We start from the raw sequence: 17,046 nt of genomic DNA on the forward strand, positions 1-17,046 counted from the left end.
CTGCTAGAATCTGAAATCCTTGGGTATAACTTTGATATCCCACTCTTTATCGACTTGTTCGTAGGTAATAATCGCAATAAAGGAGTGTAAATCTCGTACCCAAGTAAAATTGCGATCCGAAATATCATCGGTATCCAGATTTTGCGTTAAAGAAAAAATAATCGTATCTCTCGGAGTCAATACATATCCGATAGAAAAACCTTTTTGCCGGGGATCATCTATGGTGTCGAATTCATAGGGAGTATACCCGCTGATGTTATGTTTCCTATACCACACACTGGTCCAAAGCCGGTCTGTAATATTTTGATTCAATACGACACCCCAATATGGATCGCGGCGTTCTGCATCTTCTACGGAGTACCAATCGCGGCGATACCCGGAAAAGAATCGTATATCAGCATTCTTCCACAAACCCAACGGATGATGGGTTATCTCCGTGCGGAACCCCCGATGGGAGCCCGTTTCCTGACCGTCTTCCGACCAGCGGCCCCAGTTAGCGCTGCCGGTAATATAAATTCCCGTATCACCGAGATCAATACGAGGCATGAAGTATTCCAATTCCGGCCACTTCGTCGCCCAAATATTATCATCGTTATCCGTACTTTCTTCCGAACCGTATCCGAAGGCAAAGGTACCGATATTTGTACACTGTTCTATTTTGGCCGTTGGTTTAAAGCCGTTTTTAGTCGTCAAAGCATAGCGCATATTAAAGGACAAATCGCCGCTTTGATTTAACGGGATATCTGCATGCCCCCTCAATCCAACTCCATCATCACTATTAAAGGTCGGTCTGGGCAAAAGAGTAAACATCCAAGTTTCACTTTCTTCACTGTCCAGTCTTCCTTCATAGTGTCCGTATGTCAGCAAGCAAACGTGCTTAAACCATAACTTCGTATTTTCAGCCGTAAATTTTTCTCCGGGATAAATGCGGATATCGTCGCCGGTAATATAGTAGTCCGGCGTCTTAGCCACGGCGTGAGGCGTCGTAATCAAGCCGTGCTTGACGTAGCCGACGCCGTCGACCATTTCCGCCCCCGTACCGCGGATGTACGTGCCCGGCCCGATAAAGCCTTCGATCGTATCCATGCTGGCATCGCCGTCTTTGCTGTTATAAATGATGCCCGTCCCGGAAAGGGCATTCTCACTGGTAAGGTATACGGCTGGTCCCGGCGTATGGTACAACTGATTGTTCGTACTGCCTTCAATATAGCTGGTATGCAGTTCGTCCATTCCCTGCCGCAGGTCGACGTTGCCGCGGCCCTGAATATACCCGTCTGCACTTCGCACTACCAAAGAATCCGCCGTCATATGGACGGGCTGCTGCGGCAAGACGATATCATACACTTCTGACGCCGCATCGAGATCAATGGGGACGATCTCCTCCGCGCCGTCCTGTCCGTCAATGCGGGCCACTTCTGCTATCGTATCCTGCCTCGTCTTAGAAACATCACCGCTCCCGTCTGCTGCCCATATGGAAAACGGAAGGAGCGCAGCCAAAATAGAGGCTGTCCACGTTTTATTCATGTACGTCACCTGTCACCTGTTCGTCTGAAGGGGTAATCGTTACTACGACTTCTTCAGATTCATCGTTTTGATCCTCTGCTTCGCTGTCGCCGCCCAATTCCACAGGCGTCACGTCGCCGTAATATCCCGTTTCATGGGTCGGCTCCGTCGTTTCTGCGTCAGGATATGCCGGCACGACGACGCCGCTGGCCGCCATATCGGCAGTCCGCATGTCGTCGGGAGTACCTACTGCTCTAAATCCCATCACTTCGGTATTATCCTTCGCTTCTGCAAGCATTTCCGTACCGACGGGAATATCTACGTCATTGCCATGGACAAATAAGCCGCCTACCAGGCCGACCGGTCCCAGGATAATGGCTCCGGCAGCCGACGCGCCGACGGCTCCGGCCGTCCGTTTGTATTCTTCTTTTGTCTTTTCGCCGATAATCAGCGGAACCGGCGTGTTGTCAGCGGCCCGCACGGTATGATACGTAATTTCGATCTTTCCGTCTTTGCCAAACATGCCCGATTTTCTGGCGTTGGTAATCGTCCCTTCGGCTTCCATACCGCGGGGAATGGCGACGACATCGCCTACGACGACGTCTTCGCTAACGGCGAAATGCACCGTATCGCCTTCCTGAGCCGTTTTGGAGTTCAAGGCTTCCAAATTTTTCATTTTGACAATCGTTCCGGCAGGAATCGTAACCGACTGCGATACGTATTTCGTATCTCCCAGCAGGGCCTGGCGCAGGGACAGTACGCGGCCTTTTAATGCGCCCGTAATCACCTTGCCGTCGATGCCTTCTTCCAAGGCGTCGACACGGACCAAAATCGGTTCCTCCGTTACCTGACCGGAATACTGCCACTGCATGAGATTGACTGCCGCTACTAACGACAGGTCCGATCCGGAATTTCCATATACGTCTTTATACAAAGCATTGGTTTTCTCCTGCAGGCTGCCCGACACGGTGGACTGTCCGTTCAGCAGCTTATCCAGAGCCGCCACGCGTTCGTTCAGCGAGCCCGTCTGCGTCGTGCCGTACACGGTCGTTTCCACTTTATCCGCTTTTTCCAAAATTGTATAATCAGCTGCGCCGGCCGTCATAGCGCCGCATAAAGCCATGACCGCCAGCAGGCAGGAAACTTTTTTCTTCCACATGCTTCATTCCTCCTTGTCGTACCTAGCCGCATATAATGACTGTTCGTAGAAAAGCCTTCCCGGCATATGATACATAAGAATACTTATATATCATTATATAAAAATAAGGCTTAAAAAGCAACAATTTGCCCTTATCTGCGCAAGCTCATTCTCCCTCTCTCATAAAAAATTAACAAAAAATATACAAAATAGACCTTGCTTTTACTTCTGCCGTCTGTTATAATAACAGCATAACAAATAACCCTTATTTGTTAATAGCATTTAATATTCAATTTCAATTTAATATTAAATTCATTCTATTTTCAGGAGGTTATGAACATGAAAAAATTTGTTTGCGGTATCTGCGGTTATGTATATGAAGGTATGGAAGCTCCGGAAAAATGTCCTCAGTGCGGCGCTCCGAAAGAAAAGTTCACGGAAATGGTTGCCGGCGTAAAAGAATACGCTGACGAACACAGAGTCGGCGTCGCTAAAGGCGTAGATGAAAGAATCATCGAAGGCCTGCAGCTCAACTTCACGGGCGAATGCTCCGAAGTCGGTATGTACCTCGCTATGAGCCGCGTTGCTGACCGTCAGGGCTATCCGGAAGTTGCCGAAGCTTACAAACGCATTGCATTTGAAGAAGCTGAACACGCAGCTAAATTTGCCGAACTCCTTGGCGAAGTCGTAACAGACGACACGAAGACCAACCTCGAACTCCGCGCTGCCGCAGAACAGGGCGCTTGCGCTGGCAAAAAAGAATTGGCTACGTTGGCAAAACAGCTCAACCTCGACGCTATCCATGACACGGTTCATGAAATGGCAAAAGACGAAGCTCGCCATGGCCGCGTATTCGACGGCTTGCTTGCCCGTTACTTTGCAAAATAAGATTTCCCTTGCAATTGGACGACCTGCATCAATTGATGCAGGTCGTTTTTTATATAGGTTCATAGTATAATATTTGTAACGAAATCTATCTGAAGGAGGCGGTTTTCATGAAACGACTACTCTCATCGCTATGCATCCCCATTGCCTTAGCCCTGCTGTGCGTCCCCGTTCAGGCCGAAGATTACGAACATTGGAGCGATGCAGCCTATGAATTTCACAACGTGCGCCGCATCTACATCGACGAACTGGAAACGCCGCCGGACGCCATTTCCAGCACGATGAAAGCCCGCCGGCTCAAGGAGTATTTCTTCGAACAAGCAAAAGAGCTGGACGATTGGACCGTGGTCATGCCGACCCTTCCGCCGCCCGTGCCGCCGTCTCCCCTGGCAGCGCCGCCGGAACCAGCAGAACTGCCGAAGCAGACAGAAGCCAGTTCTGCCGAGCTGCACCATGTTTCCTCCAGCGATCCGGCAGCTGGTCTTCCCGATTCGCCTCCTGCCGCAGTATCTGAAACCGAACCGACGCCGCCAGCTCCCGCGCCAATTGCAGCCGAGCCTGCAGAGCCGCCCCAGGCTCCAACAGACGCCATCCCGCTGGAAGCTGCCGATTCCGACCTCTACGTCAAGGCAACCGTCACGACCTATTATGTCGGAACAGGATTGATACCCGCCCATATGGAATGGGAATCGTATATGATCCGCGACGTGGCCTACGACAGGCGAGGACGGCCCCACTGGTTTTCCCGCCGCATCAGTTATCCCGTATACGTGCCGAACACCTACGTCCCCCTGGCAACGGTAGGCGTTCAATTTATCGTATACGACGTAAAAACGGGAAAAGCCGTGTCGATGAGCGAAGATAACCGCACACGCGGCTCATCGCAGGATCTATACGGCGTGTATAAGCGCATCATCGACAGATTCTACAAAAATTTGAAAAAGGATTTAAAAGAATAGGCCATAACCGCACATACCGTATGAAACAGCGCGCAGGATTCCCCTTCTCCTGCGCGCTGTTTTGCTGCCAGTACAGCGGTCTTTATTTCGCTTTTCTATCATTCAAATACAATTCAATCGTATGGGACAATTCATGAGCCACGGCATCTTCCTCAAATAAAATGCTGTCGGCGCCGGCCTGCTTCAGCAAGGCCTCGTCGTTTAAAAAGCGCGAACGGGCAAAGATTTTTATGGTCGCGCTGCAGTTTCGCGCCGCCATAGCCGCTGCCGCAGCCCCTGCTACGTCGGGAATCGTGATGATAAAGCAGTCGGCCTGCTCCGCGCCGGCGGCCTTCAAGACCTCTTCCCGTGACACGTCGCCGTACATAGCCAGCTTTCCCTGTTCATTCAACAGGGAAACGGTTTTAAGATTCATATCGACGACGACGGGCTCCATGCCGCGCCGTTCCAACAAGGCCGCAGCCCGCCGCCCCGTAGGACCATATCCGGCGATAATCGCCCTGGGCCGTTCCGTCTTTTCGCTGCGAACTCGCTCTGCATATACGCTGCCCAGCGAAGCCGCTTTAGATTCCATGCGGAACGTAAGCCAGCGCCAAAGCTTCGGCTGCTTCCTGGCCCATGCCTCGGCCTCGGTCATGCGGCCCATAAAAAATGGATTGGCGGCGATAGAAATCATGGCGCAGACGATGAGGACGCTGAAAATATCCCGGGAAATCAGCTGCAGCGAATACCCCGTCTGAGCCAAGATGAAAGAAAATTCACCGACCTGAGCCAGGCTGGCCGCGACGGTAAAGGCAGTCGTCGGAGAGTAGCCCAAGACGGCAACGACTATGACGGTCACCAACGGCTTGATCAGGACGACGATGAGCAAGGAAACGATAACGACGACAGGCCGTTCAATAAGAAACTGCGGATCGAACAACATGCCGACAGAAAGGAAAAACAAAATGGCAAAAGCGTCGCGCAAGGGAATCAGCTCCGCGCCGGCCTGATGGCTCACATGGCTCTTTCCGACGACCATGCCTCCCAAAAAGGCCCCCAAGGCAAAGGAAGCGTTAAAAATATAGGCTGCGCCTACGGCCGTGAGAAAGGCTACGGCCAGTACCGTCAGGGTAAACAACTCCTGCGAACGAGTCTGCACCACCTGTTTCAGCATCCACGGCATACAGCGTCCGCCGATGACGATGACCAAGCCCCACAGCATTGCCAGTTTGATAACGGCCAGGGCGACTGCCCATATCAGCATCGTCAGGGAAATGCCTGCGCCCGACGCCAGCGACGGGCCGACTGCCGGCAGCAGCACCAGCATGAGCACGGTAAAAATATCTTCTACGACCAGCCATCCGACGGCAACGGTACCGTGTATCGTCGGCAGCTTGCCGCTGTCAGTCAAAACACGCAGCAAGACGACCGTACTGGCTACGGATAACCCGAGGCCGAGAAACAATCCTTCCACAAAGGAGTAGCCTAAGGCCATGGCCGCCGCGATGCCGCACAGGGTAGCCGACAGACTTTGCAGAATCGCGCCGGGAATGGCCACGCCTTTCACCTTCAGCAAATCGTCCATATGGAAATGCAGTCCCACGCCGAACATAAGCAAAATAATACCGACTTCGGCTAAATTATTGGTAAGATCCTGGTCAGCGACAAATCCCGGCATATTCGGGCCGATTAAAAAGCCCGCCGCTAAATAGCCAACAATAGGCGACAACCCGACTCTCCGCGCTATATATCCAAAAAGCAAAGCCAATCCAAATCCGATGGCTAAAATTTCCAGCAAATGATATGCATGCACTGACATCACCTCTTTTTAATTATAAATAATGATTTTTTATTCTCATTATACTAAAAAGAAGGCTCCGTGTACACGCCTTTGCTATGCGCTATTGATAAGACAATATGCTGATTTAGCCAGATATGCAGAAAACGGTATGCACCGACGTACTGCATACCGTTTTCGATTTCATCGCATATTCATTTTTCACTTACGTTCCGGACTCACCTGCCGCGGCGATGCTTTTTCTGCCACCAGATAAACCCATATACGGCCGCTACGGCTACGAGAAGAATCAGCAGACGTCCCCAATGCTCCTGTATGCGCAGCAAATCATGGCCCAGCCATACCTCTACTACGACGGCAGGAATTTTGCCGAGGGCATTGGCGATAAAGTGATCCCTGTACGAAATATGGCTCAAGGCGCTGAAGGCCGTGACGACCACATTAGGCGAATAGGGAATCGCCCGGCCGACCATAATCGTCCGGATACAGCTGTAGGAATCGAGCTTTTCCAGCATATTGCTCCGGCAAATGACTTTTTTAGCCTGATTGCGCAGCAGCGTCCTCGTCAGGCGAAAGCTGATTTCGATGCCGATGACTTCTCCGATCCAGGAAATCAAAATCCCCGGAACCAGACCAAATATAATGCCGTTGACCGTCAAAAAGGGAATAGAGGGAATACCGATGGCGTTGACGAAAGCAATCATAAACACGCTTACGCCGATAGCCGCGTAGCCAAACGACGCGATATAATCCGTCAGGCCATCCAGATCGCCGCGTATCATCAGCCACCACATCGTGGAATAAAAGTCCGGCAGCATCACCTGGATAAGCCATAAAATGAGGATGACTCCTGCCACCCCGCCGATGCGGAGAGTCCATCCTAATGCTTTATCTGTCATACAAATATTATCCTCATATAAAAATTTAAATCAGCGTACCTTTTATTATATCATAATCTTCGTCATCTTGGCACGATGTAATCTTGACTTTTTCCACTTTTCCCATATTTTGACTCATCATGATAAAATCTTCCAATTTTTCCATCGCCAGTCCGCTGTCGATGAGCTGAGCCGCCCGCTTCACGCCGGCTTCCAAGGTCAAGGCGCTGCCGCCTACGTACAGCCCCGCGCCGGCGTTGAGGAGAACCGCCGTCCGGCAGGCGCCCTTTTCGCCCCGCAGGACGCGCCGGGCAATCGCCGCGTTTTCCTTCGGCGTCCCGCCGCGCAGTTCGTACCGTTCGCACGACGGCAAGGCAAATTGTTCCGGCCAAATTTCATAGGTGCGGAAATCCTGGCCGGAAAATTCGCAAATCAGCGTGCGGCCGGCGGCGGAAATTTCATCAGATCCGTCCCGTCCGTAGACGACCATGCCGTGTTCCACGCCCAATCGTGACAATACGCGGGCCATCGGCTCTACCAGGTCCGGCGTATTGACGCCCAAAATCTCGCGGCTGGCCCGGGCCGGATTGATGAGGGGCCGCAGCACGTCAAAAATAGTCGGGACGCCGAGCAGCTCCCGCACCCTGTCGATGCGCTTCATCATGTAGTAGTAATACCGCGTGTAAAAATAACAAATCCCAATCTGCTTCAGCATTTCCAGACAGCTGGCCGGGCTAAGAAAAATATTGACTCCCAAGGCTTCCAGCATATCGGCCGAGCCGCTCCGGGACTTCTTCGCCCGGTTGCCGTGCTTGGCCACCCGGACGCCGCCGGCAGCGACGACGATAGCGGAAGTCGTCGATATGTTGAACGTCTTGGCCCGATCGCCGCCGGTGCCGACGATATCAAATAAATCGGGCCGGCATTCCACTCGCAGGCTGTGAGCCCGCATCGCTTCGGCAAAGGCCGTCAATTCCGCCTCCGACGCGCCCTTTGTCGCCAGCGCAGCCAGGACAGCGCCGACCTGTACGTCAGAAATCGTCCCGTTCATCATGCTGTCCATGACGTACATGCATTCCCGCGCTGTCAAAGGCTGCCGTTTCGTAATCTTCTTCAATACGTTCGTCAACATATCCGACACCCCCTGTATACAAACCTAAAGGAGTTCCTCTTCATATTATATATTATACCATATTATATCTATAATACATATAAAATAAGATAAAAGGCCGATATACTTTAAATATTTCTGACTTTTATACATTTTGTACCAATCTAACGTCGAATCATTATTATCTTTCCTGCGAACACAAATAGAGCTGCCGCATGAAAACTTTTTTTCTTCGCACGGCAGCCCTTGCAATATAATTGAGCAAATAACAGGAGCGTATATTTAAACGCATTCTGGTAAGTAATTTATATTAAATTTTACGGTTTTATCCCCTTTTATTTATACTTTTACCAGCCTTTCTCTCACAAGTTCTGCAAAAAACTCTGCCCCTGTTACCAAAATATCATCATTATAATCAAAACAAGAATTGTGAAGTGGAATCGCCTCTTCTCCATCTCTTTTGCTTCCCAAAAATACAAAGCAGCCCGGCACATTCTGTATAAAGTGCCCAAAATCCTCGGAGCCCATTGTCGGGGGACAATTTTCTATTACATGTTCTTCTCCGACTACAGCTTTAGCCGCCTTTACTACATATTGAACATTATCTTTCCAGTTGAATGTGGGTGCAAACTCATGGGTATAGGTAAATTCACACTCTAAACCATTCATTTCACAGATATGTTTACAAATAGCTTCCATGCGTTTTTCAATAAGCTGCGACATCTCCGGTGTAAAACTTCTTGTATCTCCGCGGATAATAACATTAGATGGTATAGCGTTATGCGCTCCGTCCGACTCTATTTCCGTACAAGATATAACAGCCGTCTCTGTAGGTGTTACATTTCTAGATACAATCGTCTGTAAAGCGCAGATAATTTCTGCGGCAGTTACCAATGGATCCTTTACGATTTCCGGAGCAGATGCGTGACCGCCTTTTCCTTTGAGCGTAATGATAAAATTATCCTCGCTAGCCTGGATGCCGCCTTCTCGCACGGCTATTGTCCCAGCCGGATATTGAGGCATGTTGTGGAGGCCATACATTTCGTCCATAGGAAATCTTTCAAAAAGGCCGTCTTCAATCATCGCTCTTGATCCCCGGCCAGGTTCTTCCGCCGGTTGGAATACAAAGCGCACGGTTCCGGAAAAATCTTTGCGCTCGGAAAGAATCTTAGCCGCCCCAAGAAGGGTAGCCGTATGGCCGTCATGGCCGCAAGCATGCATTCGATTCGGCGTCTGCGATGCATATGGAAGATTCGATGTCTCTTGCAGGCAGATGCAGTCCATATCGGCCCGCAGCCCAACAACACGTTCCCCGTTTCCTACTTTCAGCGTCCCTACTACCCCAGTTTTTCCTATCCCGGTTTCGACTTCAATTCCCATACTCCGCAACGTTTCAGCAACAAACGCCGCTGTACCAGCTTCTTCAAAGGCACATTCAGGATGCGCATGAAGATAATGTCTCCATTCAATTAACTGTACTTTTAATTCATTCACCTTAAAACGCTCCCTTCTTATCTGCATCGTTCTTTAATATCAACTGCATAGTCCCATACGGGCTGTTTTCCCTTTGCAACCTGCATCGTATAGTCTTTTAATACGTACTGGACATATTTTCTCATTCTTAATAACGTGTATACGTTGAAAAATACCAAAAACGCTACGCTGAAATCAACGAGGTTCCAAAGAGTCGTTAACGGAAGAACAGCTCCTACCATTACCAAAATTAGGGCAAGCACCTGGTATCCTCTTACCACACCGTTAACGGAATCCCCTTTTCCTTTAAACAGATAACGGATGCCCACTTCCCCGTAAAACAAATCTGCAAGCAACGTAGTAAAACAGAACAAGAATGTAACTAATACGACGAAATAGCTTCCAAAGGCTCCAAGTATATCAGCAAATGCGAACTGTACCAGATTCACGCCGTCCTGCCCTGTGCCCAGTCCCCCTGTCAGAAGAATGGCAAACCCAGTACATGTACAGATTACAATCGTCGTCAAGAAGGTACCAAACATGGCGGAAAATCCTTGGTTCGCCGGATGCAGTACCTTGGCGGAGGCATGCATAAACGCGGCGGCGCCGTTACCTGCGTCGTTAGAGAACAGCCCTCTGGCAACGCCGTTTCTCACAGCTTCCTTAATAGTATATCCAACGGCCCCGCCGCCTGCTGCTTCCATTGAAAACGCCGATTGCAAAATAGTTTCAAACATCGCCGGTACTTCGGTAATATGTGTAACGACAATAATCACTGTAATTGCCAGATACCCTACCGCCATAAAGGGAACGATTAGCGAAGCGGCATCCGTAATTCTCTTTACCCCGCCTAATATAATGACAGCCGCCACAGCCGTCACGATAATGCCGGGAAGCCACGCAGGAATATCTGCTACCCCTATCACGGAAGCAGCGATGGAATTATTTTGGAGCATAGCAATGCAGATACCGATTGCAAACACCGTTGTAAGCGCGTAAGCTATTGCGAGTGGCCTGCACCCTAAGCCTTTGGTCATGTAGTAGGGCGCACCGCCGTAGAAGTTGCCGTTCTTATCTTTTTCATGGAACAGTTGCCCTAAGGTTGCTTCACTAAAGCTTAAAACCATGCCAAAGACTGCCGTAATCCACATCCAGAATAATGCTCCCGGGCCGCCGGCTACCAAAGCGCTGGCTACGCCGACAAGGCTCCCTGTTCCTACCTGGCCGCCGACTGCGCCGCAGAGGGCGGCAAAACCAGAAACAGATCCGTCGTCAGACCGCAACGTACTTTTCAGCGAAGCTGCAATATGCTTTGCGCACCGAATCTGCGGTACCTTTAACGTGATCGTATACAACAAACCTGTACCGAGCAGAATCACTGCCAGCACTCCGCCCCACATAAAATTGTTAAATGCAATTATAAACGACATGGCGCGTCCTCCTTTCTACACATTACGTTCTGTATTTTCGTTACGATACCATCCGTCCCATACAATATGCCGATAGTTTTCCTTATCGGTATCTCCTTCCGTGCTGAGGCACAGCACGACGGAATCCTGTCCCAGCCCCAATTCTTTCCGGAAGCTTTCGAGTTTTGGAGGTAAATTGCAAGTTGAATTTGAACAACCATAATCAGGAAACACACTCACTAGCATAAACTTCATCGAGGAATGCATCAAATAGCTCTGACGGCGTATGGTAGCCCAAAACACGCCGTGGGCGCTGGTTCAGCGTATCTGCCATGTTCAGGATATCCTCATCAGAGAACCGCTCCATGGACATGCCCTTTGGGATGAAATCCCTCAGCAGGCCATTGTGGCGTTCGTTCTGAGCCTGCTCCCATGAGCTGTACGGATGTGTAAAGTATATCTTGGTACCGAGGTTCTCGAACTGCGATAAGTTCTCAAACTCTGGACCGTTATCGGCCGTCATCGTCTTAAAGATCTGGCTGAAGTACTCTGCGCCATATCGCTCCTGCAACTGTGCAAGAGCAGCTTCAACGCCGGCGCAGGTACGTCCAGGAATTCGGATAGCGATGTAGTTGCGCGTAACCTTTTCAACAGCGGTGAAGACTACTGCTTCACGACCTGCGCGCCGACCAACGACCGTATCCACTTCCCAGTGGCCCATCTCGGTACCATCATCGACGACGGCAGGACGTTCCTCAATGGAGCGACCCTTCATACGTTTGTTCTTACGCACCCATTTGCGGCGGCGTTTGTGCTTCAAGACCTGCGGTACCTCGAAGAGTGACAGTGGAAGTTTGTTAGCCCAAAGCATGTTGTAGAGCGTCTTGGTACAGGGAATCTGTTCCGGAGTAAATAGCTTATTTCGCCTAGCATAGCCAACGCAGGCATCCAGTGACCAGCGTTCCTGGCGGACTCGTTCCACCATCCATTGGATAAACAGCTCGCAGTCGTCATGATCGATTTTACAAGGCTTCCTGGAGTTCTTGCGATTCTCTGCATAAGCCTTCTGACCGCGCTTTGCCATATACTGAGGGGCACGACCGTGCTTGCTTTTCCGATCCGGCGTTCCACGCCGAAGTTCATAGAAAACAGTCGTATGAGCACATCCTACTGCGGCAGCGATGTTGCGAAGGGAAAGCCCCTGGCGATGCAGGGCCTGAATCATGCCACGTTCCTCCAAAGAAAGATGGCGGCCGGGTGTACGTACGTCCTCAATTGTGTTAGAATGGATGTGATCCATAGTGATTGCTCCTTTGTTGATGATTTCTCGCAAAACCATTTTAACATGAAGCTTCACTATGGATTTTTGTTTTTTGATTACCTGTTCAAATTCATTTTACAATTAACCGCTATTTTTTATATGCAGATTCCCCCCTAGTAAGTCGAAGTTGCAAATTTAACCGGAAGAGCCTACAAAAAACTCGGCAGGAAACCGCTGCTCCTGCCGAGTTTATACGCTATATCTATTTGTTAATATAATTTCCACAAGGTCTTATGAATTGCCGCCCACAGCGTTTTAAAAGACAAATATAATATCAACGTTGTACCAAACAGCAGTAGAAAGATTGCCAATGCTTGCGTCCATAAAGCCGGATGGTCTACGCTGTAGTGAAGAAGGCCGTTAGCGAAGGCCATCGTAGGGAAGCTGCTGGCCCACCATCCCATGCGAAAGGGTGATGTCCGCATGACGTGCAGCACCTTAGCCGCTACAGGGAAAAAAATGAAAATGCCCGCATTAATGAACAAAGCAGTAAAATTATCGGGGCTAAAAGTCTGGGAATAGGTAATATACCCCATGCCAAAGGGTGCCATGAGTATCATAAGGCTCGGCTGGGCCGCATCAGACAATGTCTTGCCAAACACGCTGTGGGCAAATAAAAGAGCGATAACGGGAATTCCTGTCACTAAGCCTATAGCCACGCAGAATACAGAAATATCATGATAGCCCGGATTCTGCAGGATGTTGCCGGCAATGGGAATCGTAATCGGCCCCAGCACGGCCAAAAGCCACGCCGGCGTAACCGAATCGACACTCTGACGGTCATACAGCCAGTGTTTCAGCAAAATCCAGCTGAACACCATGATGATGAACAATCCGGCATACCAAAAAAAGCTGGCAAGTCCATGATGATACGGTGCCAGCACAGCCGCCAGCAATACAGTTGAAACGTTGAACGTGCCAAAAAAATTTACCCTCGTCGGGCTGTTCCATTCCGCCCGGACTGCCGCCGCATCGACGCGCAGTTTATGAAAATATCGGATGAAAATCAGCACGTAGAGCACCAAGGCGCAGGCGCCGAAAAATTCTCCGATCCAGGCCGGCGCGCCCCACAGCTGATGAGCCATGCGCCAACCGAAGCACATGCCGCAGTACCCCATTGACGCGGCAAAGGTAGAAATAGACATGAAGTGAACAAAGCCTATCTTGCGAATCCGTCCCCGCGCGTCGGGTTCAATGATTTCAATATGCTGTGCCATATCCGCCAGCCTCTCTCCTCTCTGTTATATGTTGAAAACCTATGTCCGACTGTTAATTGCGGACATAGGTTATATACGCTGCGCTTTTAACTGTGTCAGCACGGACTGCAGCCGTTCCTCGCTGTAAAATACTTCTTCCAGGCAAAGGCCTTGAGCCGGCGCCGTCGCGCCCAGCTTCGTCCGGTCCTTTCCTTCCAGGATGCGCCGGAACTCGTCGGGCGTCAGCCGTTGGAGACCCAAGTCGACGAGGCCGCCGGCGATGTTTCGCACCATGTGATACAAAAAACCGTCGCCTACGACGTGGATGCGCAGCAAATGCCCCTGCTCTTCCAGGTCGATGGCGTACATCGTCTTGACGGGATTCATAGGCGTCGTATTCTGTCCTTCAAAGGCAGAAAAATCATGGGTTCCCAGCAAGATCTCCGCGCCGGCCATCATCGCCTGCCGGTCCAGGGGCTTGCGGATAAACCAGGCGTACCGCAGCTGAAAGGGGTCGTGCATGCGGCGGTTTACGATAGAATAGCAGTAATGCTTTCCTTTATTGTCGTGACGCACGCTGAATGCATCGGGCATTTCCTCTGCCGACAGCACGGCAATTTCCCGGGGCAAATACCCTTTCATGGCATAGGGAATCTTCTCGGTCGGAATCGTCCCTTCGCCGTAGAAGTTGACGACCTGCCCGCGGGCATGGACGCCGGCGTCGGTACGGGCTGCGCCGTAAATCGTAATAGGCGACTGGAAAATCGCCGATAAGGCCTGCTCGACGCATAATTGTATGGACGCAGCGTTGGTCTGACGCTGAAATCCGTGAAAATCCGTGCCGTCGTAGGCAATAATCAGACGAATATTTTTTTTCATAGGAGCCACCGCATCGCAGCCAGTATGAAGGTGACGACGAGGACGGCCGCCATCGCCACGGCGTCGCGGTACGTATAGGCCAGCTCGTTCATCCGTGTCCGCCCTTCGCCGCCGCGATAACAGCGCGCTTCCATGGCCGTCGCCAGATCCTCGGCGCGGCGAAAGGCGCTGACGAACAGCGGCACCAGCAAGGGTATCATGTTCTTCCCACGCTGCCACAGGCTGCCGCTGGTAAAATTGGCGCCGCGGGCCGTCTGGGCTTTCATGATGCGGTCCGTTTCTTCCAGCAGCGTCGGAATGAACCGCAGGGCAATGGTCATCATCATGGCCAGCTCATGGGCCGGCACGCCGACGCGCTTGAAGGGATTCAGCAAATGCTCGATGCCGTCGGTCAGGACGATGGGCGACGTCGTGTACGTAAGAAGGGAAGAAAAGACGATTAAATAGACGAGGCGGGCCGTCATCAGGCAGCCCTGATACACCCCTTCCCGCGTAATATGAAGAATGCCGTACTGCCAGAGCACTTCCCCCGGCGTGGAAAAGACGTGGATGCTCATGGTAAAAATGATGATAATCCACAGCGGCTTCAGCGACTTGGCAATCAATTTAATCGGCAGGCGGGATATGGCGAAGTTCAATACGACAAAGGCCGTCACGACGCCGTACGACGCCAGGGAGTCGGCAAAAAAGATGGCGACGATAAAAATGAGGGTCCCCAGGATTTTAGCCCGCGGGTCCAGCTTATGCAGGAAGGACGTGCCGGGAAAATACTGGCCCAGCGTAATATCAGTGAGCATGGTTCATCCTCCTTATGCAGTCGTATACGGCGGCGACTCCTTCGTCGACGCTGTGAACCCTGTCGCTGATATCGAAGCCTTTGGACTGCAAATACTGCAGTACTTCCGTAACGGGCGGCACGGACACGCCGGCGTCATGAAGGGTCTGCTGCCGATGGGAAAAGATATCGAGAGGTTCGCCGTCGAGGACGATATTGCCGTGCGACAAGACGAGCAGCCGCGTCGCCATCTGGGAAATATCTTCCATATTATGAGATACTAAAATGACAGTAATATTTTTTTCCTTATGCCAGCGCTGTATTTCAGAAAAGATTTCCCGGCGGCCGACAGGATCCAGCCCGGCGGACGGTTCGTCGAGAATGAGGTACTTCGGATGGATGGCGATAACGCCGGCAATGGCGACGCGCCGCATTTGTCCCCCGCTCAGCCGGAAGGGAGAGCGGTCGGCATAGGTGTCGTAATCGAGGCCGACGAATTCCATCGCTTCCCGTACCCGCTCTTCGATTTCGTCTTCGCTCAGGCCAAAATTCCGCGGCCCGAAGGCGATGTCCTTGGCAATCGTTTCTTCAAACAACTGATATTCCGGATACTGAAACACCATGCCTACTTTATGGCGGATAGCCATGACTTCCTTCGTCTTTTTCGAAATATCCGTACCGTCTACAGTCACGACGCCCCTCGTCGGATGAATCAGCCCGTTCAGCAGCTGGACGAAGGTCGACTTGCCCGACCCCGTATGGCCGATGATGCCGACGAATTCGCCTTCGTGAATTTCTACGGACGTTTCATGCAGCGCCGTCCGTTCAAAAGGCGAGCCTACGCCGTAGGTATAGGTCACCTGATCTAACTTAATCGACATAACGCTTCTCCTAGTTCTTCTTTGGTAATAATATCGCCGGGCAGGTCAATTCCTTTTTCCCGCAGACGCGCGGCAATTTCGGCCGCTACGGGAACATCGAGGCCCATGGCTTTCAGATCGTCGACGTGGCTGAAAACGCTGCGCGGCGCGTCGTCCATTTTAACCTCGCCCTGATTGACGACGACGACCCGGTCGGCCTGCACCGCCTCTTCCATGAAGTGCGTAATAATAATGACCGTAATGCCTTCGGCGTTGAGCTGGCGGATCGTCTCCATGACTTCGCGCCGGCCGACGGGGTCCAGCATCGCCGTCGGTTCGTCCAGTACGATGCAGTGGGACTGCATCGCCAAAATACCGGCGATGGCTATGCGCTGCTTCTGTCCGCCGCTCAAAAGATGGGGGCCGTGTTTAGCGTAAATCGTCATATTGACCCGTTTCAGAGCGTCGCTGACGCGCTGCTTGATTTCCTCCGACGGCACGCCCAGATTTTCCGGGCCGAAAGCTACGTCCTCTTCTACGACGGCGGCAACGATCTGGTTGTCCGGATTTTGGAAAACCATGCCTACCTCCTGCCGTATATCCCACACATTGTCGGGGTCGTCCGTCCGCAGCCCGCATACTTCGCACGCGCCGTCCGTCGGCGTCAGCAGCACGTTGAAGTGCTTCGCCAGCGTCGACTTGCCTGAGCCGTTCGTGCCGATGACGGCGACAAATTCTCCCGGTTCGATCGTCAAGGATATATCTTTTACGGCGTAGACCGTCTTGCCTTCTTCATCTTGATACGCATGGCTCATATGGTCCAGCTTTATCATAGGTATGCTCATGACCTATCTCCTCAATAAAAATATATTCCCGAAT

Annotated in this window: 15 protein-coding genes; 2 read left to right on the forward strand and 13 right to left on the reverse strand. The window is 51.3% G+C overall.

The genetic code is table 11. The features are described from left to right. Positions 1-3: 3 nt before the first annotated feature. On the reverse strand, positions 4-1,524 hold the full coding sequence (locus E0L13_RS08485; RefSeq protein WP_168061728.1) for a hypothetical protein: 1,521 nt from the start codon (positions 1,522-1,524) through the stop codon (positions 4-6). Beyond that, the gene (locus tag E0L13_RS08490) at positions 1,517-2,662 is read right to left on the reverse strand and encodes a hypothetical protein (RefSeq protein ID WP_232818803.1); all 1,146 of its coding nucleotides are present in this window, start codon (positions 2,660-2,662) and stop codon (positions 1,517-1,519) included. Before E0L13_RS08490 ends, E0L13_RS08485 begins: the two co-directional genes overlap by 8 nt. 318 nt (positions 2,663-2,980) lie before the next feature. On the opposite strand from E0L13_RS08490, the gene E0L13_RS08495 reads away from it, so the two are divergent. Together E0L13_RS08495 and E0L13_RS08500 are read left to right on the forward strand one after the other, a co-directional pair. Continuing rightward, entirely contained in the window at positions 2,981-3,529 is a 549-nt protein-coding gene (locus E0L13_RS08495; RefSeq protein WP_087476824.1) for an NADH peroxidase, read from the forward strand. A gap of 107 nt (positions 3,530-3,636) precedes the next feature. Beyond that, positions 3,637-4,485 carry a hypothetical protein gene (locus E0L13_RS08500; protein WP_168061730.1) on the forward strand — a complete coding sequence of 283 codons (849 nt, stop codon included), beginning with the start codon at positions 3,637-3,639 and terminating at the stop codon, positions 4,483-4,485. Between the two features lie 82 nt (positions 4,486-4,567). Here E0L13_RS08500 and E0L13_RS08505 read toward each other — a convergent pair whose 3' ends face one another. The 11 genes from E0L13_RS08505 to E0L13_RS08555 all read right to left on the reverse strand — a co-directional run bounded on the left by E0L13_RS08505 (position 4,568) and on the right by E0L13_RS08555 (position 17,012). Further along, complete coding sequence (locus E0L13_RS08505; RefSeq protein WP_168061732.1) at positions 4,568-6,280, reverse strand: cation:proton antiporter; 1,713 nt, start codon at positions 6,278-6,280, stop codon at positions 4,568-4,570. Positions 6,281-6,483: 203 nt separating this feature from the next. After that, on the reverse strand, positions 6,484-7,164 hold the full coding sequence (locus tag E0L13_RS08510; RefSeq protein WP_168061734.1) for a VTT domain-containing protein: 681 nt from the start codon (positions 7,162-7,164) through the stop codon (positions 6,484-6,486). A gap of 25 nt (positions 7,165-7,189) precedes the next feature. Next, entirely contained in the window at positions 7,190-8,275 is a 1,086-nt protein-coding gene (gene trpD, locus E0L13_RS08515; RefSeq protein ID WP_168061736.1) for an anthranilate phosphoribosyltransferase, read from the reverse strand. 318 nt (positions 8,276-8,593) lie between these two features. Further along, entirely contained in the window at positions 8,594-9,748 is a 1,155-nt protein-coding gene (locus E0L13_RS08520; protein WP_198643506.1) for a M20 aminoacylase family protein, read from the reverse strand. Positions 9,749-9,765: 17 nt separating this feature from the next. Then, a complete protein-coding gene (locus tag E0L13_RS08525) occupies positions 9,766-11,157 on the reverse strand; it encodes an alanine/glycine:cation symporter family protein (RefSeq protein ID WP_168061740.1) in 1,392 nt (463 codons plus the stop codon). 202 nt (positions 11,158-11,359) lie between these two features. Continuing rightward, entirely contained in the window at positions 11,360-12,436 is a 1,077-nt protein-coding gene (locus tag E0L13_RS08530) for an IS30 family transposase (protein WP_168061742.1), read from the reverse strand. A gap of 230 nt (positions 12,437-12,666) precedes the next feature. Further along, positions 12,667-13,674, reverse strand: coding sequence for a C4-dicarboxylate ABC transporter (locus tag E0L13_RS08535; RefSeq protein WP_087476816.1), 1,008 nt, complete (start codon positions 13,672-13,674; stop codon positions 12,667-12,669). Positions 13,675-13,743: 69 nt separating this feature from the next. Beyond that, complete coding sequence (gene truA / locus E0L13_RS08540) at positions 13,744-14,532, reverse strand: tRNA pseudouridine(38-40) synthase TruA (RefSeq protein WP_168061744.1); 789 nt, start codon at positions 14,530-14,532, stop codon at positions 13,744-13,746. Further along, positions 14,529-15,329: an energy-coupling factor transporter transmembrane component T gene (locus E0L13_RS08545; RefSeq protein WP_168061746.1), complete on the reverse strand. Its 801-nt coding sequence runs from the start codon at positions 15,327-15,329 to the stop codon at positions 14,529-14,531. The genes truA and E0L13_RS08545 overlap by 4 nt, the downstream gene beginning before the upstream one ends. Beyond that, positions 15,319-16,188: an energy-coupling factor transporter ATPase gene (locus E0L13_RS08550; RefSeq protein WP_095629188.1), complete on the reverse strand. Its 870-nt coding sequence runs from the start codon at positions 16,186-16,188 to the stop codon at positions 15,319-15,321. Before E0L13_RS08550 ends, E0L13_RS08545 begins: the two co-directional genes overlap by 11 nt. Continuing rightward, positions 16,173-17,012 (reverse strand): energy-coupling factor transporter ATPase, encoded by an 840-nt coding sequence (locus E0L13_RS08555; RefSeq protein ID WP_168061748.1) that lies wholly within the window; start codon positions 17,010-17,012, stop codon positions 16,173-16,175. Before E0L13_RS08555 ends, E0L13_RS08550 begins: the two co-directional genes overlap by 16 nt. Between the last annotated feature and the right edge of the window lie 34 nt (positions 17,013-17,046).

Source organism: Megasphaera sp. SW808, assembly GCF_012027795.1.
Classification (GTDB): Bacteria; Bacillota; Negativicutes; order Veillonellales; family Megasphaeraceae; genus Megasphaera; species Megasphaera stantonii.

Bases quoted from the DNA above. Each gene is read 5' to 3' on its own strand.
- E0L13_RS08495 (WP_087476824.1), top strand. From the start codon at position 2,981: ATGAAAAAATTTGTTTGCGGTATCTGCGGTTATGTATATGAAGGTATG.
- E0L13_RS08550 (WP_095629188.1), bottom strand. From the start codon at position 16,188: ATGTCGATTAAGTTAGATCAGGTGACCTATACCTACGGCGTAGGCTCG.
- E0L13_RS08490 (WP_232818803.1), bottom strand. From the start codon at position 2,662: ATGTGGAAGAAAAAAGTTTCCTGCCTGCTGGCGGTCATGGCTTTATGC.
- truA (WP_168061744.1), bottom strand. From the start codon at position 14,532: ATGAAAAAAAATATTCGTCTGATTATTGCCTACGACGGCACGGATTTT.
- E0L13_RS08530 (WP_168061742.1), bottom strand. From the start codon at position 12,436: ATGGATCACATCCATTCTAACACAATTGAGGACGTACGTACACCCGGC.
- E0L13_RS08485 (WP_168061728.1), bottom strand. From the start codon at position 1,524: ATGAATAAAACGTGGACAGCCTCTATTTTGGCTGCGCTCCTTCCGTTT.
- trpD (WP_168061736.1), bottom strand. From the start codon at position 8,275: ATGTTGACGAACGTATTGAAGAAGATTACGAAACGGCAGCCTTTGACA.
- E0L13_RS08525 (WP_168061740.1), bottom strand. From the start codon at position 11,157: ATGTCGTTTATAATTGCATTTAACAATTTTATGTGGGGCGGAGTGCTG.
- E0L13_RS08510 (WP_168061734.1), bottom strand. From the start codon at position 7,164: ATGACAGATAAAGCATTAGGATGGACTCTCCGCATCGGCGGGGTGGCA.
- E0L13_RS08535 (WP_087476816.1), bottom strand. From the start codon at position 13,674: ATGGCACAGCATATTGAAATCATTGAACCCGACGCGCGGGGACGGATT.
- E0L13_RS08500 (WP_168061730.1), top strand. From the start codon at position 3,637: ATGAAACGACTACTCTCATCGCTATGCATCCCCATTGCCTTAGCCCTG.
- E0L13_RS08545 (WP_168061746.1), bottom strand. From the start codon at position 15,329: ATGCTCACTGATATTACGCTGGGCCAGTATTTTCCCGGCACGTCCTTC.
- E0L13_RS08555 (WP_168061748.1), bottom strand. From the start codon at position 17,012: ATGAGCATACCTATGATAAAGCTGGACCATATGAGCCATGCGTATCAA.